Origin of the sequence: Salinisphaera sp. SPP-AMP-43, from assembly GCF_049568105.1 — a bacterium.
GTDB lineage: Bacteria > Pseudomonadota > Gammaproteobacteria > Nevskiales > Salinisphaeraceae > Salinisphaera.
The window spans coordinates 1,035,385-1,054,846 of sequence record NZ_CP145335.1; the positions used below are offsets into that span (position 1 = coordinate 1,035,385).

A 19,462-nucleotide genomic window follows, 5' to 3' on the forward strand; every position below is an offset into this window, starting at 1 on the left:
GCCGTAACGACAGTGCCTAGCGACGATACGGTCGGTGCAGCGCGCACGCCGCAGACCGTACAGCCGCCTCTGTGGCCACCGCTCGGCGGGTTAGGGTGATGCGCTGAACGAACGACAGACCGAGCTAGCGCGGCTCGATTTCGGCCAAGCGCCGATTGACGGTGATTGCGCAACCGATCCAGCCTAGGGCAACGCCGATCAGTAGCACGCTGAAGCTGCCGCTGATGCCCAACCCGCGCAGATCGAGGCCATCCTGGTAGGAATCGGTCAGGGTCGACAGCGGTCCGCCGAGGGCCAGATAGCAGCTGCCGATGACGATCAGTGCCACGACCGCGCCGAGTAGCCCGTACCATACGCCGCTGTAGAGAAATGGGCGGCGGATGAAGGCATCGGTGGCGCCAAGCAGCTTCATGACCTCGATTTCCTGGCGACGATTCTCGATATCCAGGCGGATGGTATTACCGACGATGAAGACCACGGCCGCCGACAGCAGTACGCCGATGACCCACGAGGCCCGCCAGATCAACTCGAGGATTGCGCTAAGCCGGCGCAACCAGGCTTGATCGAGCGCGGCATGATCCACCGGGCTGCGTCGGGCGAGCTGATCGACGAGATCGCCAACCGCAGCCGGGGTCAGCCGAGCTTTCGGTGTGACTTCGATCACGCCGGGCAGGGGATTGTCGCCCAGGGCATCGAGAGCAGCTCCGAAGTTGCTCGCCTTGCGGAACTCGGCCAAGCCCTGATCGGCCGAGATGAACCGGGTATTCGAAATATCGCTTTGGCCGCGTAGATCCCGGGCCAGTGAGCGGCCCGCGTCGGCCGAGACGTCCTGTTCCAGGTACAGTGAGATACGTACCGACTGGTGCCAGCTGGTGGCCAGGGTATCCAGGTTTTTGACCAGCACATAGAGCCCGGTCGGCAGCGCCAGGGCGATGCCGATCACCAGCGTGGTCAGCAGGCTGGCCACCCAGCGCCGATGCAGGCGACCGAGTGATTCGAACAGACAGCGGGCATGTGTGGCCCCCCAACTGCCCAGTCGGCTGTGCGAGGTGTTGGTCTGTTGCGACGAACCGCGGCCGCGGGCACGGCTATGGTGGGGCGGCCTGCGCTCAGCCATCCTCTTGGGTCTCCAGATGGCCATGATCGAGGGCGATGCGGCGGTGGCCCATATGCGTGACCAGATCAATGGCATGGGTCGCGATCATGATGCTGGTGCCGGTTTCGTTGAGCCGCGTGAACAGCCGCATGATGTCTTCGGACAAATCGGGGTCGAGATTGCCGGTGGGCTCGTCGGCCAGCAGCAGATACGGCCGATCGACCACGGCTCGGGCGATACCCACGCGCTGCTGTTCGCCGCCCGATAGGGTGATCGGAAATTTCTTTTCGTGCGAGAGCAGGCCGACCGTATCCAGCGAAGCGCGTACCCGGCGTGCGATATCGCGATGGCCGAGGCCGCGGATCACCAGCGGCAGCGCCACATTATCGAACACGGTTCGATCGTAGAGCAGATTGTAGTTCTGGAAGATCAGCCCGACCCGCTGGCGATAGCGTGGGATATGCCAGCGTCGTACGCGCGCCAGATCGGTGCCGTTGATGATCACGCGGCCGCGGGTCGGCCGCTCGATCAGGCCGATCAGTTTCATCAGGGTCGACTTGCCGGCCCCGGAATGGCCGGTCAGAAAGGCCATCTCGCCGCGAGCTAGAGTCAACGACACACGATCCAGGGCCAGCTTGCCACCGGGATAGCGTTTGACCACGTTGTCGAAGGCCACGATGTCGGTCATCGGCTCTTGTCTGCCCGTCGTGTGTCGCAATCCTCGGGCAGGACCGGCGCTTTGGCAAGCCGGCCCGCCAGGATCACCTCTGGCGTTCGAACAGCGCGTCCATGAAATGCTCGGCTTCGAACACGCCCAGATCGGCAACCGTCTCGCCCACGCCGATAAAGCGCAGCGGCAATTCCAGCTTCTGACAGATCGCGAATACCACGCCGCCAGAGGCAGAACCGTCGAGTTTGGTGACCGTGATGCCGGTCAGGCCAACTGCATCGTTGAACGCCACGGCCTGCTGTAGTGCGTTGCCGCCGGTGGTCGCATCGACTACCAGCATGATCTCGTGCGGCGCTTCGGCGTTCTGCTTGCCGAGCACCCGCTTGATCTTTTTGAGCTCCTCCATCAGATGGCTCTGGGTATGCAGGCGCCCAGCGGTATCGGCAATCAGCACATCAGTGCCGCGGGCCGCCGCCTTGGAATAGGCATCGTAGACCACCGAGGCCGCATCGGCGCCGCTGCCCTGGGCGATCACGGGCACGTTGTTGCGCTCGCCCCAGTCGGAGAGCTGCTCGACCGCGGCCGCACGGAAGGTGTCACCCGCGGCCAGCATCACCGACTGGCCGGCATCCTGTAGCTTCTTGGTGAGCTTGCCAATGGTCGTAGTTTTGCCCACACCGTTTACGCCTACCATCAGGATCACATATGGTTTGACGTCGTTCGGGATCTCCAGCGGTGCCTCGCAGGGCTCGAGGATATTGCCCAGATGTTCGCGCAGGGCCTTGCCGAGATCCTTGGAGGTGCGTAACTGGCCGCCGTCGTACAGGGTCTGTAGCCGGCTCATCACCTGGCCGGTCGCATCCACGCCGACATCCGACAGCAGCAGCTGGGTTTCGAGTTCATCGAGCGCATCCTGGTCGACGGTTTCGCCGGGCAGCAGATTGCGCAGGTCATAGGTGAGCCAGGAATCGCCTTTGTTGAGGCTGGCCCGCATCCGGGTGAAAAAACCCGGCTGCTTGAGTTTGGTGGTCTGGCGTTTGGCGTCGGGTTTGGCCATAGCGGTGCGGCGTTACGACTCTAAATCGGTGGAAACGAAATCGGCTCGGAACCAAGGCCGGCTGCATGGGCGCCGTTACGGGCCTCGGCACGGATCCTAATGGGGCGCTACTTTAGCATCGACGCCGTGTGCTTGCGTCCACATCAGCAGCGGTACGGCGGCATTGCCTGCCGCTGGGTCGGACTGGCTTGATCGACGATGGCCGATCCCGTGGCGGGCCAGGTTGGCCGCCAGAAACGAGCGGGCGCTGGCGTAGCCGCCTTCATCGCGCGCTGTCGCGACCATGAACAGCTCATGTCCAATGCGCTGGGCATCGACCAGCCCGACCCAGATCGGTAGGCCTTGATCGGCGGTCACGCGATGGGTTGGCCATAGGCGCAGCACCCAGCGCCGTCGACTGTTGTTGGTGACCGGATGCACGACCACGATCGACGGTCGACGACCGCGATGGATCCACGGCATGACCGGCAGCGCCTCGATCGGTGGATCCGGCGCCAGACTATGCAGGGCGCCGACCGCGCCCAGCGCCGGCGGCGTATGCCAACCGGCATAGGCCAGCGCTGTGCGCAGTCGTTTCTCGGGGCCGGCGGCCTGGACGTTCAACGGCGCGCCGCCGCGGCCTTGCAGGGTCTCGATATGGGCCGGTAGATCGCGATAGCCGCCGCCGACCCAGGCCGCGAGCGGTTGGGGCGCGGTATCGCGCTCGGGCCCGATCGTGCCAGGCAGATCGCGCAGGGCGCCGCCGGGAAACAGCACCAACAGCGTGGCCAGAGCCACGCCCCCGCCGAATGCGGCGAGCACCGGCCGGCCGCGCACCGGCCGCGGCCGCTGGCGCCGATAGCCGATCATGAGCACGTTGATCCACACAAACGCCACGCCCAGGCCGATGATGCTGTCGCTGGCCCAGTCCAGGCCTAGATACAGGCGTGCCAGGGCGATCAACACCACGCCGGCCACGGTCGCCGAATAGTAATAGGGCCGCAGGGCCTCCGGCTGGCGGGTGCCCACGATCATGCCTGCCAGCCCGTAGATCGTGGCACACAGGATCAGATCCTGGCCGCCGCCGGCCAGATACAACGGATCGGCTACGGAGACATGAAAAAACAGCGCCGGCGAGGGAATCGCCAGCAGCCAACGCAGCACCACGGTCACGGCCGTCGAAAAACCGACCGCCACGCCCCAGTGGGCCGCGGCCCGTCGGTTGCCGATCAGGCTCAGCCCGAGACCGACCATGATCGCGAACGGCAGATAGACCAGCGGCGAGCCCAGTTCCGAAACCAGGCGCGCGATGACGCTGGTCGGGGCGTTGTGCAGGCTGCTGACCAGATAGAAGGCCAGGGCATCGAAGCGGCCGGGATAGCGCGGGCCGCCGATATTCCAGAGCAGCCCATAGATAACGGCGACCGTGATCATGAGCAGGGTAGCGGCCACGGCCAGCGCCGGAATTTCCGGCTGGCGCGGGTCGGCCAACGCCGGGCCGAGCAGCCCCAGGCGCCGGTGGCGGCCGCTCCAACGCATCAGACGTTCGGCATAATGGCGGCCGAAACTGCGCCCGGCAACGATCAGAAACCGTGCCAGGCTGGTCAGAATCCAGACGATCGCGGCACTGCCGATCAACAGGATCGCCAACCGGGTCGCGACCTGGGCCGCCAGATCCAGCGAGGCGCCGAACACCAGGCCGGGGCCGATATACAGCGGCGCCCAGAGCGCGGTGGCGATGATTTCCATCACCGCGAAACGGGTTATCGACAGGCCCGCCGCACCGGCCACGGTCGGCATGACCGGGCGCAGGGCGCCAATCAGACGGCCGAGGATAATGCCCTTGCCGCCGTGCCGGGCAAAAAAAGCCTCGCCGCGGGCGACCCCGCCGGGCACCCGCGACAATCCTGGCAGGGCATGCAGACGGCCGCGATAGCGCCGTCCCAGGGCATAGCTGGCGGTATCGCCCAGCAAGGTGCCGAGAATGGCGGCCGTGAAGGTCGGAACAGCCGCCAGCGCATGGCTGCCGATCAGCGCACCGAAGGCGAACATGAAGATCGCCCCCGGAATGAGTAGCCCGAACAGGAATAGCGACTCGGCCACGGCCACGGCGAATACCACGGCCAGGGCCCAGGTTGGATGCGCCGAGACCCAGCCTAGGATCTCGGCGATAATGCCGTGCGCCACGGGAAAAGCCCGGCCGCAGGCTAGCCGGCGGCGACTGCCGCGAACGCTTGATCGGCAGCGGCGAGCGTGGCCTCGATGGCCGCGTCGTCGTGGGCGCGCGAGACGAAGGCAGCTTCAAAGGCAGCCGGCGCCAGATACACGCCGTTGTCGAGCATGCCGTGGAAGAACCGCGAAAAAGCATCCAGGTCGCAGGCCGCGACTTCGTCGAAGCGGGTTATGGCTGCGGCGTCGGTGAAGAACATACCGAACATCGCCCCGGCGGCTTGGGTCATGAACGGTACGCCGTGTTGTTTGGCGCGTTGTTCCAGCCCTTCGCGTAGGGCGCTGGTCTTGGGCTCGATCGCGGCATGTACCGAGCCGTCGCGGATCTGCTTGAGCGTGGCGATACCGGCGGCCATGCCCAACGGGTGGCCGGACAGCGTGCCGGCCTGATAGACCGGACCACTCGGCGCCAGCGTTTCCATTACTCGATGCGGGCCGCCGACCGCGCCGACCGGCATGCCGCCGCCTACGATCTTGCCCAGCGCGGTGACATCCGGGGTCACGCCGAAAGCAGCCTGGGCACAGCCGGGATGGACACGGAAGCCGGTCATGACCTCGTCGAAGATCAGCAGTGCGCCATGCTGATCGCACAGGGTGCGCAGGCCTTCGAGAAAACCGTCGACCGGCGGCACGCAGTTCATGTTGCCGGCCACCGGCTCGACCATGACCCCGGCGATCTCATCGCCGTGCTCGGCGAAAGCCTGCTCGACCGAAGCCAGGTCGTTATAGGTCGCCACCAGGGTGTCTTCGACCACCGAGGCCGGTACGCCCGGTGAGCCTGGAATGCCGAGTGTGAGCGCGCCCGAACCAGCGTTGACCAGCAGGGCGTCGACGTGGCCGTGGTAATTGCCGGCGAATTTAAGGATTTTGTTGCGGCCGGTATAGCCGCGGGCCAGGCGCACAGCGGTCATCGCGGCCTCGGTGCCGGAGTTGACCATGCGCACCGATTCGATCGAGTCGACCATCTCGCTGATCAGCTCGGCCAATTCGACTTCGAGGCCGGTCGGCGCACCGAAGGACAGTCCCTTGGCGGCCTGCTGCTGAACCGCCTCGACCACCGCCGGGTCGGCGTGGCCGAGGATCATTGGGCCGAACGAGCCGACATAGTCGACATAGTCGTTACCGTCGACGTCGGTGATCCAGGCGCCGCTGGCCCGATCGATGAAGACCGGGGCGCCGCCGCCCACGCCGTTGTAGGCGCGCGCCGGTGAATTCACCCCGCCGGGGGTGAAGCGCTGGGCGCGCTCGAACAATTCGATCGAGCGGGGGCCGGGGCGGGCGTGCTGCTGGCTCATTACAAACTCCTTGCCAATAGAATCGCTGCTTATTCTAGGGCCTGTTGATGTTTCATCCGAGCGCCGCGTTGGCCTTCGCCAACCGTGTCCTGCAAGGCGCCAGTCGCCCGATCGTGGCGTGCCACGAGCCGGCCGTGCAACGCGACCGGCTGCCGATGGTCGATTTTCGATGTACCGCCGGGCCCGGTGGATGGCGCCCGCCCATCGTGCCAGGCGGCGTTGCACGCTTTGACTGTGGGGCCCGCTACGCTCGTCGGCCTGTGCCTTGCCCGACCCGATGGCCGGGCGTCATGCGTTGGCGTATCTCGTGACGACATGCCCTAGGGCCGGCGCCGTTCGGCGAAATGCGGTGTCGTCCTCCTGCCTGCATAACTCGACACCGAATGCCGGCCTGCTCGCCCTGGCAGGGGCTCGTGCGCTACCGCGATGGCCGTCGCCATGGCGCTGCGGTTCGCAGTCGATGCGGGACCGCGGGCGAGTGGGCCGATCGGCGGGGTGAAAATTCGCCGAGAGGCGCACACCGCTCGTTCGGTGCGCGCCGAGCGGCCTGCCCGCGACATATCGGGTAGGCGTCGAATCGCGGCTGGGCGCGGTCTTCGGTGGTCAGCCCGACGGATCGAACAGGCCCGCGAGTTCAGCCGCGGCCGCGCCCGGATCAGGGGCTGCGAACAGCCCGCCGGACACCGCGATCAGGTCGGCACCGGCGGTGATCAAGGACCGGGCGTTGTAGCGATTGATGCCGCCAATGGCGACGATCGGTGCGCCCAGTTCGCGTGCCGCGGTCAGCACCGCAGGAGCGGCCGGGGGGGCGTCCGGTTTGGTGGCCGAGCTGAAAAAACGCCCAAAACTGATATAGCTGGCGCCGGCAGCCAAGCCGGCCCGGGCGCGTTCGATGCGGTCTTGGCAACTGATGCCGATGATCGCCCGTTCGCCAAGAGCCGCGCGGGCCTCGGCGACGTTGCCGTCGTTTTGTCCCAGATGCACGCCGTCGGCACCGATCTCGGCGGCTAGCGGCCAGTCGTCGTTGACGATCAGGCGGGCATCATAGGCGCGAGTCAGTGCGGCCAGTTCGCACAGCAAACCGCGGTCGGGGGCGCTGTCGCGTTTGTCTCGATATTGGAGCCAGAGCGCGCCGTGGGCGAGGATTGCCTCGACATGCGCCAGGTGATCGCCGTCCAGGCTGGCTCGATCGTAGATCGCATATAGTCCGCGTGGCATGTTCATTCGCCCCGCGAGGCCCAGCGGTTGGGGATCGCCTGGCCCTGGCCGGCCAGAAAACTGGTTTCCAAGGCTTGCCAAGTGAAATCCTGGCCTCGAGCCACGGCCTGTTCCAAGGCGTCCCCCCGAGCGAGGCGGGTGGCGATGCTGGCCGCCAGCGTGCAGCCGGAACCGTGAAAGCGGCCCGCGAGGCGGGGCCAACGATCGGTACGGCTGCCGCCCTCCGGGGCATACAGATGATTGATCACGTCTTGGACTTCTTCGTCGCCGCCGGTGATCAACACATGACAGCCGTGCCGGGCGAGTGCGGCGCCACAGCGGTCGATATCGGTTTCACCGTCGCATAGTCGTCGTGCTTCGCCGGCATTCGGCGTGATTAGGGTCGCCCGGGGGAACAGATACTCGCGGGCCGCCCGGCCGACCGGATCGGCAGCCAGTTCGCCGCCACCGGCTGCGGTCAACACCGGATCAACAACCAAAGGCAGCTCGGGATGGGCCGCCGCCAAGCGGGCGACGGTCTCGACCTGGGTGGGGCTGGCCAATACCCCGGTCTTGATCGCCGCTATCGGCATATCGGCGATCACGGTGTCGATGCATTCGGCGAAAAACGTATCGTCGACCGGCGAGACCGCATACACATTGCGTGTGTCTTGGCGGGTTAGAGCAGTAACGACTGAGGCCGCATGGCCGCCGTTGGCTGCCACCGCTTCGATATCGGCCTGCAAGCCCGCGCCACCGCTTGGATCGTGACCGGACAGGATGAGCACGTTCGGTGGTCTCATGACGTCAGCCTAAATTCTGTATGAGGTGATGGGCTGCAGTGGTCCAGGGGCGAACGGGGCAAGCACCAATCGGGTGCAGCGGGGCCGTATGAATCGCGACCGACCTGCAGGGTTGTTCTAGATCGCTAGCCTACAACCGAGCGATCGGCTTGACGAGCCTGCGACGGCTTTGGGCCGGTCGGGAAACCGGTCGGGGCCGCTGTTAAAAAGTTTGAACAGCTGTCTCGACTGCGCAAGACAACGCATGTTATGCACAATCACGGCGCAATAGATCGCCGGCTTGGTCCAAAGATTTAACAGCCCAAGACAAGGCACTGAAAGTATGCGTAAGCAATTGAATATAAATAATTGTGTCGTACTGGTTACAATTTCGCCGGTTTGTATAAGTGACTGCCTTGGCGCCTTTCGGCGCGCCCATAAAGCGATCTCTCCACAGACTTATCCACAGCAATTGTGAATCTAGCCTTTTTATTCTTTATATTCAGAGAGTTATATTTTAGCAACCGATTTCATACCGGCCTGTTTCTAAAAACCTTTTTTTGTCAAGATATTGTGGCTAGTCCAAAGGTCTGATACCCATCTAGACCTTGCTCGACTGGCCGTGGTTGCGGTCAGTCGGTGCCGCGCCGTTCGGGGCCTTGCACCATGGGGCAGCGATGCACAGTCGTGGTGATACGGCCGTCGGCTTCCAAAGCCAGCCAGCGATAGCCGGGGGGCCGGGTCGGGTCTTCGGCAAAATCTGGGCTGCCGGGTAGGAACTGGCGCATCGTGGCGGGCGTTGTCCATCCAAGGCTGTGTTCCAGCCGATGTTGGCTGGCCTGATGTACATGGCCGGCCAGGACACCTCGGACATGCGCATGCCGGGCCAAGACCGCACGAAGCGCCGGCCCATCGTTCAAGCCCATGGCGTCGATCCAGGCGCTGCCGACGGCGAACGGCGGATGATGGACGCAGACCAGCGTAGGCGAGCGGTCGGCGGCGAGCCGAGCCTCTAGATCGTGCAGGGCAGCGCTACCGATCAAGCCATCCTCGTGGCCCGGCCGGTGGCTGCACAGCCCGATCAGGCGCCAGCCGCCCAGGCACAGTTGGTCGTGAACGACCGCCGAGTCGAGCCGGCGGGCCATCGCCTGTGGATCGTCGTGATTGCCGGCAATCGCCAGCACCGGCCGTGCGGTGGTGGCCAGCACGTCGTTGAGCCAGTGATAGCCGGCGTCGCTTTCATCGTCGACCAGATCGCCCCCTAGCACGATCGCATCGGTCTCGGGATAGCGATCGAGGGCATGCGCGAGCACGCACTCGAAGGCCGCTGCGACCGACCAGCCATGAAGCTTACCCTCGCGGTCGGCAAGCAGATGACAGTCGGTGAGATGCAAAATCTGGCGTGTGTCGTCCATGAGTTACCGCAGACGGGGTGGTATGGCGTATCCTGCCAGCATGTCAGATGAGGCAGAACCGGCGGCCGTTGATGCACGGCTGCGGGCATATATCGACGAGATCGGTGATCGCGAACCCGCCTATCTGGCGGCCAATCGTCGGATTACCGAAGCCTCCGGCCAGGCGCACCTGCAGGTCAGTCCGCGCCAAGGCCAGCTCATGGCGCTGTTGGTCGGGTTGGCCGAGGCCCGGCGCGGCATCGAAATTGGTGTCTATGCCGGCTATTCGACGCTTTGGCTGGCCGATGCAGTGGGCCCGGCCGGGCATATCCTGGCCTGCGACCACGATGCCGAGATTACCGCGCGTGCCGCAGCCGATTGGGCTGCAGCTGGGGTCGCCGATCGCATCGAACTGCGTATCGATGATGCGCTGGCGAGCCTGGACGCCGAGGTGGCCGCAGGTATGGCCGGCGCCTATGATTTTGCCCTGATCGATGCCGACAAAACGCGCTATATCGAGTACTACGAACGCTGCATGGCACTGATACGCCAAGGCGGGCTGATCATGGCCGACAATACGCTCTGGTATACACGCGTGGCCGATCCGGCCTGCCGCGATCAGGACACTGAGGCGATACGCGCCTTCAACCAGCACCTGCACGCCGACGAGCGGATCGATCTGTCGGTGTTGCCGATCGGCGACGGCCTGACCGTTGCACGCAAGCGATGAGCAGCCGAATCGGCGATCAATCGGCGGCCGATCGCAATAAGCGTCCGATCTTCGATGCGCTGGTGGAGTGGATCGTGCCACAGGCCCGGGTGTTGGAGATCGGGGCCGGCGACGGTACCCACGCCCGCTATGCCAGCCAGCGTCTACCCGAAGTGCATTGGCAGACCAGTGAAGCGCCGGCCCATCTGCGGCGGCTGGTCGCGGCTTTGGTCGATGCAGACCAGCACCGACTACCGGCGCCGTTGGCCCTGGATGTACGCAGTACCTGGCCGGCTGAGCATTACGACGTCGTATTCGGCGCCAATATCGCCCACATCATGACCGAGGACGCCGTGGCGGCGCTGTTCGCCGGCGCGGCTGCGCATCTGCGCACGGACGGGTTGCTGTGTCTGTACGGTCCGTTCTTCGAACAGGACGTGCCGCCGGGCGAAGGCAATCTGAGCTTCGACCGAGCCCTGCGGGCCCGCAATGCCGGCATGGGCATCCGTATGTTCGAAGCACTGGATGCGCTGGCCGCCGGCTACGGCCTGGTTTCGGTGGCGCGTTTGGCCATGCCTCGCGATAATCGCCTGCTGATCTGGCGGCGCGGCTAGCGTGGCACCGGCCCGGCCAGCTCCGGCCGGGCCGCTATCGATCGGCTCAGTTTACCCGCCGGCTGTCATCGCCGGCGCAAAAGACGGCGATGTTATCGGCGACGCCATCGATCACCCGCTGGCGTGCGGCCCGGCTGGCCCAGGCGGTATGCGGCGTGACGATCAGGTTGTCCAGTTCGGCGTCCAACAGCGGATGGCCTTCGCGCGGCGGTTCATGATCCAGGACATCGATCGCGGCGCCGGCGATCTGCTGCTCGCGTAGGGCCGTCAATAGCGCCTGGCTGTCGACGATCGGGCCACGGGCAGTGTTGATCAAGAAAGCCGAGGATTTCATACGGGCCAAGGCATCGCGATCGATCAGGTGGTGGGTAGCTTCGGTCAGCGGGCAATGCAGCGACAGGAAATCGGCGCGTTCCAGTACTTCGGGGAACGACAGACGTGAATCGCGCACCTGCTCGGCGCCTGGCCGCTCGGAAATCAGCACCTCCATGTCGAAGGCGGTAGCACGGCGGGCGACGGCGGCTCCGAGTTCGCCGTAGCCAACGATGCCCAGCGTCGCGCCCGCCAGTTCCTCGATCGGATAGTCGAGCAGGCAAAAGAACTCAGAGGCCTGCCAAGCGCCACGGGCCACGGCGCGGTCATAATCGTGCCAGCGCGTGGCAAAGGCCAGCATCAGGGCGAGTACGTGCTGGGCGACTGCAGGAGTCGAGTAGCCGCTGACGTTGATCACTGGAATGCCGCGGCGTGCCGCGGCCGCCGTGTCGACGTTGTTGGTCCCAGTCGCTGCCACACAGATGAGTTTCAGCTGTTCGGCCGCGTCGATCGTCTCGGCATCCAGTATCACTTTGTTGGTGACCGCGATATCGACATCGGCCAGACGCAGGGCGACTTCATCGCGCTTGGTATTGTGAAACCACTGCCATTGGTCAACGGCGTTTTCGAGTTTGGACCAGTCGAGGCGTTCGCCGACTGAGCCGGCATCGAGAAAACAGGCGCGCATAGGGTCATCCTTGTATCGGTTTCGCAGCGTTGCGGGCACAGGTTCGGGATTAAATAAAGTTTTACGATAATCTACGACTATAGTTTTTCAATCTGACCGGGCGCGTTAAGCTAGGCTCAAGTCGTACATTATTAGTCTTATTCACCAGAGGCGCACAGGGACCCTGACGCAATGAAACGTCGTTCTGAACAGAAAGACCCTTCCTTGGGCAACCATCTGCCGGCGACTTGCCCGTCGGCAGAGGCGCTCGAATACGAGTTGGCCTTTCTTGTCCGCCGGATGGAAGCGCTACGGCGTCGATTCCACTACGGGCTCGAACGCGCTCACTATCTGCTGTTGATCCTGCTCGAGCGCAATGATCGGCAGTCGGTCGGGGCCTTGGCCAATCAAGTTAATCTGGATGCCTCCACGGTCACCCGGCAGGTCGCGGCAATGAAAAATGCCGGGCTGGTCGAAAAACACGACAATCCTGACGATCGGCGCGGCGGCTTCGTCACCATTACCGAAGCCGGCCGCGATGCGGCTGCCGAGGTTCGTGGCCGGCGGCTTGAACGGGTCGAGGAAGGCTTTCAGAACTGGTCCGAGGAAGACCGTCGCGAATTCGCACGTCTGACTGCGCGCTATAACGATCAGTTGCGGGATATGCTCAACGACGAAGAATGAGCGGCTTGAGTGCAACGCAATAAAAAACCCGGCCTTGGCCGGGTTTTTTATGGAAAGCACTTCAGAAAAGCCGCGATGGGATTAGGCCGCGTTATGCGCAGCCGTGCCCGGTAGGTTGAGATCGTGCCAGATAGTGGCGGTGGGTTCGGCCTTGTTGAGGGCATAGAAATGCAGGCCTGGGGCGCCACCGGCCAGTAGCCGTTCGCATAGACGGCCGATCAGCTCGCGGCCGAAGGCCTGAACCGACGCCTTGTCATCGCCGTAGGCTTCCATCTTCTGGCGTATCCAGCGTGGGATATCGGCGCCGCACATCGCAGAAAACCGCGAGATCTGGCCGAAATCATTGATCGGCATGATCCCTGGTACGATCGGAATATCGACGCCCTTGGCCGCGACTTCGTCGCAGAAATTGAAGTAGGCGTCGGCATTATAAAAATACTGGGTGATCGCCGAATCGGCGCCGGCCTCGACCTTGCGCACGAAATTGTCGACATCCTCGGCCGGGGAAGCCGCGGCCGGATGGTACTCGGGATAGGCGCCCACTTCGAGATGAAAATCATCGCCGTGGCGTTCCTTGATGAAGGCCACCAGTTCATTGGCGTAGTTGAATACGCCGGGCTTGTCCATGCCATCGGGCAGGTCGCCCCGGAGCGCGACGATCCGCTCGACGCCAGCGGCCTTGTAGTTATCCAGCAGGTCGCCGATCGACTCTCGAGTACCCTCGATGCAGGACAGGTGCGGCGCTGCCGGGCGGCCGGTGATCTGCATCGCCTTGTTGACCGTGTCGAGCGTGCCCGAGCGGGTGGTGCCGCCGGCGCCGAACGTAACCGAGAAAAAGGCTGGATGCAGGGTGGCAAGCTGTTTCAGCGCGTCTTCCAGGCGGGCTTCGCCCTTGGGGCCCTTGGGCGGAAACAACTCGATCGAGAAATCGTTGTGCGAGACATCATGGCTCATGGCGTCTCCCCTTGTGTTGTCTGCGACGCAGTGGCGCCGATCGTGATGCGCATAAAAAACCCGGCCCACGCGGGCCGCGGGCCGGGCTTGGCCAGACCTTGGCGGTCGTTCCAGGCCTAGTAGCGGTAGTGATCCGGCTTGTACGGACCGTCGACCGGCACGCCGAGATAATCCGCCTGATCCGAGGTGAGCTTGGTCAGCTTGGCGTTGACCCGCTCCAGATGCAGGGCGGCGACTTTCTCATCGAGATGCTTGGGCAGCACGTACACGTCGTTGTTGTAACGCTCGCGGTGGTTCCACAGCTCGATCTGGGCCAGCACCTGGTTGGTGAACGAGTTGGACATCACGTAACTCGGATGGCCCGTGGCACAGCCTAGGTTCACCAGCCGGCCCTCGGCCAGCAGGATGATCTTCTTGCCGTCGGGGAAGGTGATGTGGTCGACCTGCGGCTTGATCTCTTCCCAGTCGTACTGGCGCAGTGCTGCGACATCGATCTCGTTGTCGAAGTGCCCGATATTGCACACGATCGCTTCGTTCTTCATGCGCTTCAAGTGATCGTGGTTGATCACATGATAGTTGCCCGTGGCGGTCACGAAGATATCGGCCTGCTCGACCACGCCCGGGTCTTCCAGATCCACCACGCGCAGGCCTTCCATGGCCGCCTGCAGGGCATTGATCGGGTCGATCTCGGTCACACAGACGGTCGCACCCAGACCACGCAGCGACTGCACGCTGCCTTTGCCGACATCGCCATAGCCGCAGACGATGGCGACCTTGCCGGCCACCATGACGTCGGTGGCGCGCTTGATGCCGTCGACCAGCGATTCACGACAGCCGTAGAGGTTGTCGAACTTCGACTTGGTGACCGAGTCGTTGACGTTGATCGCCGGGAAAGTCAGGCCGCCTTCCTTGGCCAGATGGTACAGACGATGCACGCCGGTGGTGGTTTCTTCGGACACACCGGTGATGGCAGCGCCAAGCTTCTTGTAGAAGTCCGGCTGTTCGGCCAGGCGCTTCTTCATGACCTTGAACAGCGCCTTTTCCTCGTCCGAGCCCGGGTTGTCGAGCAGCGAGGGGTCGTCGGTGGCCTTGACGCCGAAAGTAGCCAGCGTCGTAGCGTCGCCGCCGTCATCCAGAATCAGATTCGGCAGGCCGCCATCGTGCCAGTCCATAATGGCATGGGCGTATTCCCAGTATTCCTCGGCGGTCTCGCCCTTGTAGGCATAGACCGGCACGCCGGATTCAGCGATCGCGGCCGCAGCATGATCCTGGGTGGAGAACACGTTGCAGGAGGCCCAGCGCACTTCGGCGCCGAGGGCGACCAGCGTCTCGATCAGCACGGCGGTCTGGATGGTCATGTGCAGCGAGCCGGCGATGCGCGCGCCTTTGAGCGGCTGCTGGGCACCATATTCCTCGCGAATGGCGACCAAGCCGGGCATTTCGGTTTCGGCGATCTCGATCTCGCGCCGGCCCCAGGGGGCCAGGCTGATATCGGCGATCTTGTAATCTTCGTTGAGCTTTTCGGCAGGGCTACTCATGAATTCGTTCCTGTCGTTTGAAATCGGTTAGCGGGCCGGCCGGCGACGTGGCACCGACCGGCGAAAGGCGAAATGCCTGCGATCAGGCCGCCTGGATGCCGGCATCGTCGGCCAGTGCGGCGGCCTTGTCGGTACGTTCCCAGGGCAGGTCCACGTCCTCGCGGCCGAAGTGGCCGTAGGCCGCGGTCGGCGCATAGATCGGACGCTGCAAGTCCAGCATCTTGAGGATGCCGTAGGGACGCAGGTCGAAGTGGTTGCGGATGAGCTTAGTCATCTTTTCGTCGTCGATCTTGCCGGTGCCGAAGGTCTCGACCCAGATCGAGGTCGGCTCGGCGACGCCGATGGCATACGACAGCGCGACTTCACACTTCGAGGCCAGGCCGGCGGCGACCACGTTCTTGGCCACATAGCGCGCGGCATAGGCCGCCGAACGGTCGACCTTGGACGGATCCTTGCCGGAGAAGGCGCCACCACCGTGGCGGGCCATGCCGCCGTAGGTGTCGACGATGATCTTGCGGCCGGTCAGGCCGGCATCGCCCAGCGGGCCGCCGGTGACAAAGTTGCCGGTCGGGTTGATGTGCACCGTCGGGTTGTCGGTGAGCATATTGCCGATGACCGGCTTGATGATGTGCTCGTGCACAGCTTCCTTGAGATCGGCCTGGCTGATCTCGGGGTTGTGCTGGGTCGACAGCACCACCGCGTTGATCGCGCTCGGCTTGCCGTTGTCGTACTCGAAGGTGACCTGGGACTTCGCGTCCGGGCGCAGCCAGTCGAGGGTGCCGTCGGCCAGCAGTTCGGACTGCTTGCGCACCAAGCGATGGGCATAGGTGATCGGCGCCGGCATGAGCACGTCGGTTTCGTCACAGGCATAGCCGAACATCAGGCCCTGGTCGCCCGCGCCCTGTTCTTCGGGGGCGGCCCGCTCGACGCCCTGGTTGATGTCGGCGGACTGTTCGCCCAGCACGTTCATCACGGCGCAGGTATCGGCATCGAAGCCCATGTCGGAGCTGGTGTAGCCGATCTTGCGGATCGTATCGCGCACGATCTGCTCCACCGGGATGTTGACCGGCTTGGACGTCTTGATCTCGCCGAAGACCATGGCGAAGCCAGTCTTGGTCGCGGTCTCGCAGGCGACCTTGGCGGTCGGGTCCTGTTCGAGGTAGGCGTCGAGAATGGCATCGGAGACCTGATCCGACAGCTTGTCGGGATGGCCGCCGGTGACCGATTCGGAAGTAAACAGAGTGCGACTCATAGGACTATATCTCTCCATCCGGATATCCGGATGGACTATACGTCATATATTTCGATCATTCCACTGCGTAGCCATCGATATGCGCTGGCGAGCGCTTGGGCTGGCTTCGACGGCCCGCTAAACTGCGTTTCTAGTTTCTTTTATGGCTTGAGAAAAACCATGGCGCTGACCGATTCCACCATGATGCCGCTGGGCACGCCGGCCCCCGATTTCGCCTTGCCCGACGCAGTGTCGGGCCAGACCAAGACTTGGGCCGATGTTGCCGGCGAACGTGGCACGGTGGTGATGTTCATCTGCAACCACTGCCCGTATGTCATCCACATCGCGCGCGAAATCGCGGCCGTGGCCGCCGAGTACGATCCCCGCGGTATCGGCTTCGTGGCGATTTCGTCGAACGACGTCAATGAACGGCCCGAGGACGGGCCTGAATACATGCGCGAGTTTGCCGAGCAGTACAATTTCATCTTTCCCTATCTCTATGACGAGACCCAGCAGGTCGCTAAGTCCTACGACGCGGTCTGCACGCCCGACCTATTCTTGTTCGATGCGGCTGGCCGCTGTGCCTATCGCGGCCAGTTCGATGCCTCGCGCCCGAAATCGGCCGAGCCGGTAACGGGCGCGGATCTACGAGCCTCGCTGGATGCGGTGCTGGCCGGGGACCCGATTCCCGAAGAAGCCCAGGTGCCGAGCCAAGGTTGCTCGATCAAGTGGAAGGCGGCCTAGCTCTTTAGATGCACGCCCCGGCTGGGCCGGCACGACCTTGTGAAGCTAGGCGTGCTGGCGCCCAAGCGTTGCGGCCTGCGCCGACAGCGTTGGCACTGCCTGAATCGGTCGGTCGGGCCGCGGCAGCGGCCGGTACAGGGATATGACCGTGACGAGATCCTGGATGGGCCGGGCGGCCCTCCAGCCGGCCGTATAAAGCGGTGGGTTGAAAGGCTCGCTCACAGCGCACCAAAAGCGTGAACGCCTCCGGGTTTCTGCTGCACTGATAGGTCGGGACTCGATGGCGAAGTGGGTCAGCGGGGCGGTTTTGTCGGATCGGCCCACGGGCTGGATCGCATTTGCGTTCGAATATGCGACAGTAAGCCTATGACCTATCGGGCCAACACGGGCATGCCTGCTGTTTCGACCGGCCGCTATTATGCTGGGCTGAGTTCTGATGAGCGACGTAGCGCGCGCCGGGAAGCCCTGATTGCGGCGGGCCTTCGGGTGTTTGGCAGCGTTGGCTTTCGCGGGGCGACGGTCAAGGCAGTCTGCCGTGAAGCCGGTTTGACCGAGCGTTATTTCTACGAATCGTTCGCCAATAGCGAGGCCTTGTTCGCCGCAGTCTATCGCGACTGCGTGCAGCGTCTGGAAGATGATCTGACCCGGGGCATGGCCGAAGCCGGCGATTCCACCGAAGCAGCGACCCGACATAGCCTGCAGACGTTTTTCGAGCATATTTCGGATCCGCAGACCGCGCGCGTGCTGTTGATCGAGATTTTCGGCATCAGTGCCGAGATCGACCGGGTCTATCGTTCCACGACCCTGCATTTCGCCGGCTTGATCGAGGCGCTGCTCGGCCGGGTCTATGCCTTGGATCGTCTGCCCGCAGCCTGCGATCGCCGCATTTTGGCGATGGGCTTGATCGGCTCGACGATTCATATCGCGATGTACTGGGCGCTCAACCATTATCGAGACCCGCTCGAGACTATAGTCGAGACCAATCTGGAACTGTATCGAGCGATGCAGGGCGCGCTAGAGAATATGGCCTGACAACAGCGCTGATCGCCGCAGGCGGCCAGAGCGTTCAGAAGGACAGGCGGTCGACGTGATGTTCGAGATGCGACCAGAGATAACGTTCGATGAGATCGGCGACGGTCGGCGCATGGCTCATGATCGCCCAGTGGCCGGCATCGATTTCATCGACCGTCAGATCGGCTACCCAGTCGGACATCAGCTGTGCAATTGCTGGGCTGACGAACGGGTCACGGCGGGCCACGATCGCCTGTACAGGCATGAGCGCTCGACGGGCTCGGGGCCGGAGCAGCCGCGGCACCACATTGGCGCGATAGAGTTGGATACCGTATCGGCCATCGTTGGCCAGGGTCGGGGCGACCGGCAGCGTCTCGCCCTCCAGGCGTGCCAGGGTCTGTGGCCAGCGTCCGGCGAGCAGTCGGCGCCAGAGTAGGGGCGCAACGATCGGCAGGTGAAACACGCCGATGTACCAGGAACGGCGAAGCTGTTGTAACAGCGCGGCCGGGCGGATCGCTCGCGCGCTTCGCAGATAGCGGCCAAGATGGTCGAGACAGGGCCCAGATAGGGTCGTGAAGGTCGCGATCCGCTCGGCCATGGCCGGATCGGTGGCGGCTTCCCAGCTCTGGATTGATCCCCAGTCGTGGCCGATCAGATGGATCGCCGCGGTGGGTGAAGCCCAGTCGATAACCGCGGCCAAGTCGTGCTTGAGATGCTCGAGACGATAGGCCAGCGGCGAGTGGGGCCGCTCGGAGCGGCCGGCACCGCGAACATCGTAGCGCACGCAGAAGAAATGCCGGGCCAGACGATCGATCAGCCGATCCCAGACATGGGCTGTATCCGGATAGCCATGCACGAATACCAACGCAGGCTGTGCCGGGTCGCCGTCCGTATAGCAGGCCAGCCGTACATTGTCGCCGTCGATGACGGCATCGGGCGCACGGTCGGGGCTATACACCACAGTGGCCTTGGACGGCATGACAGATCCGCAACGGGCGTGGGCCTAAGAACGTGGCACAAGCCGGCGAGGTGCGCAACGAGATAGGCCCAGGCGCGGACAGAACTAGGCCGCTGGTCCGGTCGCATCCGGCCAAAGAGCGGGTGCGTTGCGGTAATATCTGGTGCCGGGCGGAATGGCCGAGCCGCCTCCTGCCACGGTCTATCGCGATCGACGGCCCCATTCAATGGATCGGGGCATCGTGCGATCCGCGGAACGCCGTAGCGCGCCGGCGCTTGGCTGCCAACGCTTCTGATCTGTCCAGGCGCGGATGGGTTCTACGACCGCAACAGTGCCCGATG

General features: G+C 63.9%; 18 protein-coding genes. 5 read left to right on the plus strand and 13 right to left on the minus strand.

The window, feature by feature from the left end; genetic code table 11:
- Nucleotides 1-124: 124 nt before the first annotated feature.
- The 8 genes from ftsX to V5738_RS04485 form a co-directional block, all read right to left on the minus strand.
- Nucleotides 125-1,117: a permease-like cell division protein FtsX gene (gene ftsX, locus V5738_RS04450; protein WP_423823201.1), complete on the minus strand. Its 993-nt coding sequence runs from the start codon at nucleotides 1,115-1,117 to the stop codon at nucleotides 125-127.
- Nucleotides 1,110-1,784 (minus strand): cell division ATP-binding protein FtsE, encoded by a 675-nt coding sequence (ftsE, locus tag V5738_RS04455; RefSeq protein WP_423823202.1) that lies wholly within the window; start codon nucleotides 1,782-1,784, stop codon nucleotides 1,110-1,112. Before ftsE ends, ftsX begins: the two co-directional genes overlap by 8 nt.
- A 73-nt stretch (nucleotides 1,785-1,857) precedes the next feature.
- Nucleotides 1,858-2,823, minus strand: a complete 966-nt coding sequence (gene ftsY, locus V5738_RS04460) for a signal recognition particle-docking protein FtsY (protein WP_423823204.1) — start codon at nucleotides 2,821-2,823, stop codon at nucleotides 1,858-1,860.
- 96 nt (nucleotides 2,824-2,919) lie between these two features.
- Complete coding sequence (locus V5738_RS04465; RefSeq protein WP_423823205.1) at nucleotides 2,920-4,989, minus strand: LssY C-terminal domain-containing protein; 2,070 nt, start codon at nucleotides 4,987-4,989, stop codon at nucleotides 2,920-2,922.
- 20 nt (nucleotides 4,990-5,009) lie between these two features.
- The gene (hemL, locus tag V5738_RS04470; protein ID WP_423823206.1) at nucleotides 5,010-6,326 is read right to left on the minus strand and encodes a glutamate-1-semialdehyde 2,1-aminomutase; all 1,317 of its coding nucleotides are present in this window, start codon (nucleotides 6,324-6,326) and stop codon (nucleotides 5,010-5,012) included.
- Nucleotides 6,327-6,929: 603 nt separating this feature from the next.
- The gene (gene thiE / locus V5738_RS04475; RefSeq protein ID WP_423823207.1) at nucleotides 6,930-7,544 is read right to left on the minus strand and encodes a thiamine phosphate synthase; all 615 of its coding nucleotides are present in this window, start codon (nucleotides 7,542-7,544) and stop codon (nucleotides 6,930-6,932) included.
- Nucleotides 7,545-7,546: 2 nt separating this feature from the next.
- Nucleotides 7,547-8,326, minus strand: a complete 780-nt coding sequence (thiD, locus tag V5738_RS04480; RefSeq protein WP_423823208.1) for a bifunctional hydroxymethylpyrimidine kinase/phosphomethylpyrimidine kinase — start codon at nucleotides 8,324-8,326, stop codon at nucleotides 7,547-7,549.
- 611 nt (nucleotides 8,327-8,937) lie between these two features.
- A complete protein-coding gene (locus V5738_RS04485; protein ID WP_423823209.1) occupies nucleotides 8,938-9,720 on the minus strand; it encodes a metallophosphoesterase in 783 nt (260 codons plus the stop codon).
- A 40-nt stretch (nucleotides 9,721-9,760) separates the two neighbouring features.
- On the opposite strand from V5738_RS04485, the gene V5738_RS04490 reads away from it, so the two are divergent.
- Nucleotides 9,761-10,429 (plus strand): O-methyltransferase, encoded by a 669-nt coding sequence (locus V5738_RS04490; RefSeq protein ID WP_423823210.1) that lies wholly within the window; start codon nucleotides 9,761-9,763, stop codon nucleotides 10,427-10,429.
- Entirely contained in the window at nucleotides 10,426-11,022 is a 597-nt protein-coding gene (locus V5738_RS04495; protein WP_423823211.1) for a DUF938 domain-containing protein, read from the plus strand. Before V5738_RS04490 ends, V5738_RS04495 begins: the two co-directional genes overlap by 4 nt.
- A 46-nt stretch (nucleotides 11,023-11,068) precedes the next feature.
- Here the strand turns inward: V5738_RS04495 and V5738_RS04500 are convergent, their stop codons facing one another.
- On the minus strand, nucleotides 11,069-12,022 hold the full coding sequence (locus tag V5738_RS04500) for a D-2-hydroxyacid dehydrogenase (protein ID WP_423823212.1): 954 nt from the start codon (nucleotides 12,020-12,022) through the stop codon (nucleotides 11,069-11,071).
- A gap of 171 nt (nucleotides 12,023-12,193) precedes the next feature.
- On the opposite strand from V5738_RS04500, the gene V5738_RS04505 reads away from it, so the two are divergent.
- Complete coding sequence (locus V5738_RS04505) at nucleotides 12,194-12,685, plus strand: MarR family winged helix-turn-helix transcriptional regulator (protein ID WP_423823213.1); 492 nt, start codon at nucleotides 12,194-12,196, stop codon at nucleotides 12,683-12,685.
- An 81-nt stretch (nucleotides 12,686-12,766) separates the two neighbouring features.
- Here the strand turns inward: V5738_RS04505 and metF are convergent, their stop codons facing one another.
- From metF to metK, 3 genes are all read right to left on the minus strand, one after another.
- Entirely contained in the window at nucleotides 12,767-13,639 is an 873-nt protein-coding gene (gene metF, locus V5738_RS04510; protein WP_423823214.1) for a methylenetetrahydrofolate reductase [NAD(P)H], read from the minus strand.
- Nucleotides 13,640-13,755: 116 nt separating this feature from the next.
- The gene (ahcY, locus tag V5738_RS04515; protein WP_423823215.1) at nucleotides 13,756-15,177 is read right to left on the minus strand and encodes an adenosylhomocysteinase; all 1,422 of its coding nucleotides are present in this window, start codon (nucleotides 15,175-15,177) and stop codon (nucleotides 13,756-13,758) included.
- A gap of 82 nt (nucleotides 15,178-15,259) precedes the next feature.
- Nucleotides 15,260-16,429 carry a methionine adenosyltransferase gene (gene metK, locus V5738_RS04520; protein WP_423823216.1) on the minus strand — a complete coding sequence of 390 codons (1,170 nt, stop codon included), beginning with the start codon at nucleotides 16,427-16,429 and terminating at the stop codon, nucleotides 15,260-15,262.
- Nucleotides 16,430-16,588: 159 nt separating this feature from the next.
- Here metK and V5738_RS04525 point away from each other — a divergent pair, with 159 nt between their 5' ends.
- Both V5738_RS04525 and V5738_RS04530 read left to right on the plus strand, forming a co-directional pair.
- Nucleotides 16,589-17,152: a thioredoxin family protein gene (locus tag V5738_RS04525; RefSeq protein WP_423823217.1), complete on the plus strand. Its 564-nt coding sequence runs from the start codon at nucleotides 16,589-16,591 to the stop codon at nucleotides 17,150-17,152.
- Nucleotides 17,153-17,518: 366 nt separating this feature from the next.
- Nucleotides 17,519-18,184 carry a TetR/AcrR family transcriptional regulator gene (locus V5738_RS04530; RefSeq protein WP_423823218.1) on the plus strand — a complete coding sequence of 222 codons (666 nt, stop codon included), beginning with the start codon at nucleotides 17,519-17,521 and terminating at the stop codon, nucleotides 18,182-18,184.
- A 34-nt stretch (nucleotides 18,185-18,218) separates the two neighbouring features.
- Here V5738_RS04530 and V5738_RS04535 read toward each other — a convergent pair whose 3' ends face one another.
- Nucleotides 18,219-19,142, minus strand: a complete 924-nt coding sequence (locus V5738_RS04535; protein WP_423823219.1) for an alpha/beta fold hydrolase — start codon at nucleotides 19,140-19,142, stop codon at nucleotides 18,219-18,221.
- Between the last annotated feature and the right edge of the window lie 320 nt (nucleotides 19,143-19,462).

Bases quoted from the DNA above. Each gene is read 5' to 3' on its own strand.
- ftsX (WP_423823201.1), bottom strand. From the start codon at position 1,117: ATGGCTGAGCGCAGGCCGCCCCACCATAGCCGTGCCCGCGGCCGCGGT.
- ftsE (WP_423823202.1), bottom strand. From the start codon at position 1,784: ATGACCGACATCGTGGCCTTCGACAACGTGGTCAAACGCTATCCCGGT.
- ftsY (WP_423823204.1), bottom strand. From the start codon at position 2,823: ATGGCCAAACCCGACGCCAAACGCCAGACCACCAAACTCAAGCAGCCG.
- hemL (WP_423823206.1), bottom strand. From the start codon at position 6,326: ATGAGCCAGCAGCACGCCCGCCCCGGCCCCCGCTCGATCGAATTGTTC.
- thiE (WP_423823207.1), bottom strand. From the start codon at position 7,544: ATGCCACGCGGACTATATGCGATCTACGATCGAGCCAGCCTGGACGGC.
- thiD (WP_423823208.1), bottom strand. From the start codon at position 8,326: ATGAGACCACCGAACGTGCTCATCCTGTCCGGTCACGATCCAAGCGGT.
- V5738_RS04485 (WP_423823209.1), bottom strand. From the start codon at position 9,720: ATGGACGACACACGCCAGATTTTGCATCTCACCGACTGTCATCTGCTT.
- V5738_RS04490 (WP_423823210.1), top strand. From the start codon at position 9,761: ATGTCAGATGAGGCAGAACCGGCGGCCGTTGATGCACGGCTGCGGGCA.
- V5738_RS04495 (WP_423823211.1), top strand. From the start codon at position 10,426: ATGAGCAGCCGAATCGGCGATCAATCGGCGGCCGATCGCAATAAGCGT.
- V5738_RS04500 (WP_423823212.1), bottom strand. From the start codon at position 12,022: ATGCGCGCCTGTTTTCTCGATGCCGGCTCAGTCGGCGAACGCCTCGAC.
- V5738_RS04505 (WP_423823213.1), top strand. From the start codon at position 12,194: ATGAAACGTCGTTCTGAACAGAAAGACCCTTCCTTGGGCAACCATCTG.
- metF (WP_423823214.1), bottom strand. From the start codon at position 13,639: ATGAGCCATGATGTCTCGCACAACGATTTCTCGATCGAGTTGTTTCCG.
- ahcY (WP_423823215.1), bottom strand. From the start codon at position 15,177: ATGAGTAGCCCTGCCGAAAAGCTCAACGAAGATTACAAGATCGCCGAT.
- metK (WP_423823216.1), bottom strand. From the start codon at position 16,429: ATGAGTCGCACTCTGTTTACTTCCGAATCGGTCACCGGCGGCCATCCC.
- V5738_RS04525 (WP_423823217.1), top strand. From the start codon at position 16,589: ATGGCGCTGACCGATTCCACCATGATGCCGCTGGGCACGCCGGCCCCC.
- V5738_RS04530 (WP_423823218.1), top strand. From the start codon at position 17,519: ATGACCTATCGGGCCAACACGGGCATGCCTGCTGTTTCGACCGGCCGC.
- V5738_RS04535 (WP_423823219.1), bottom strand. From the start codon at position 19,142: ATGCCGTCCAAGGCCACTGTGGTGTATAGCCCCGACCGTGCGCCCGAT.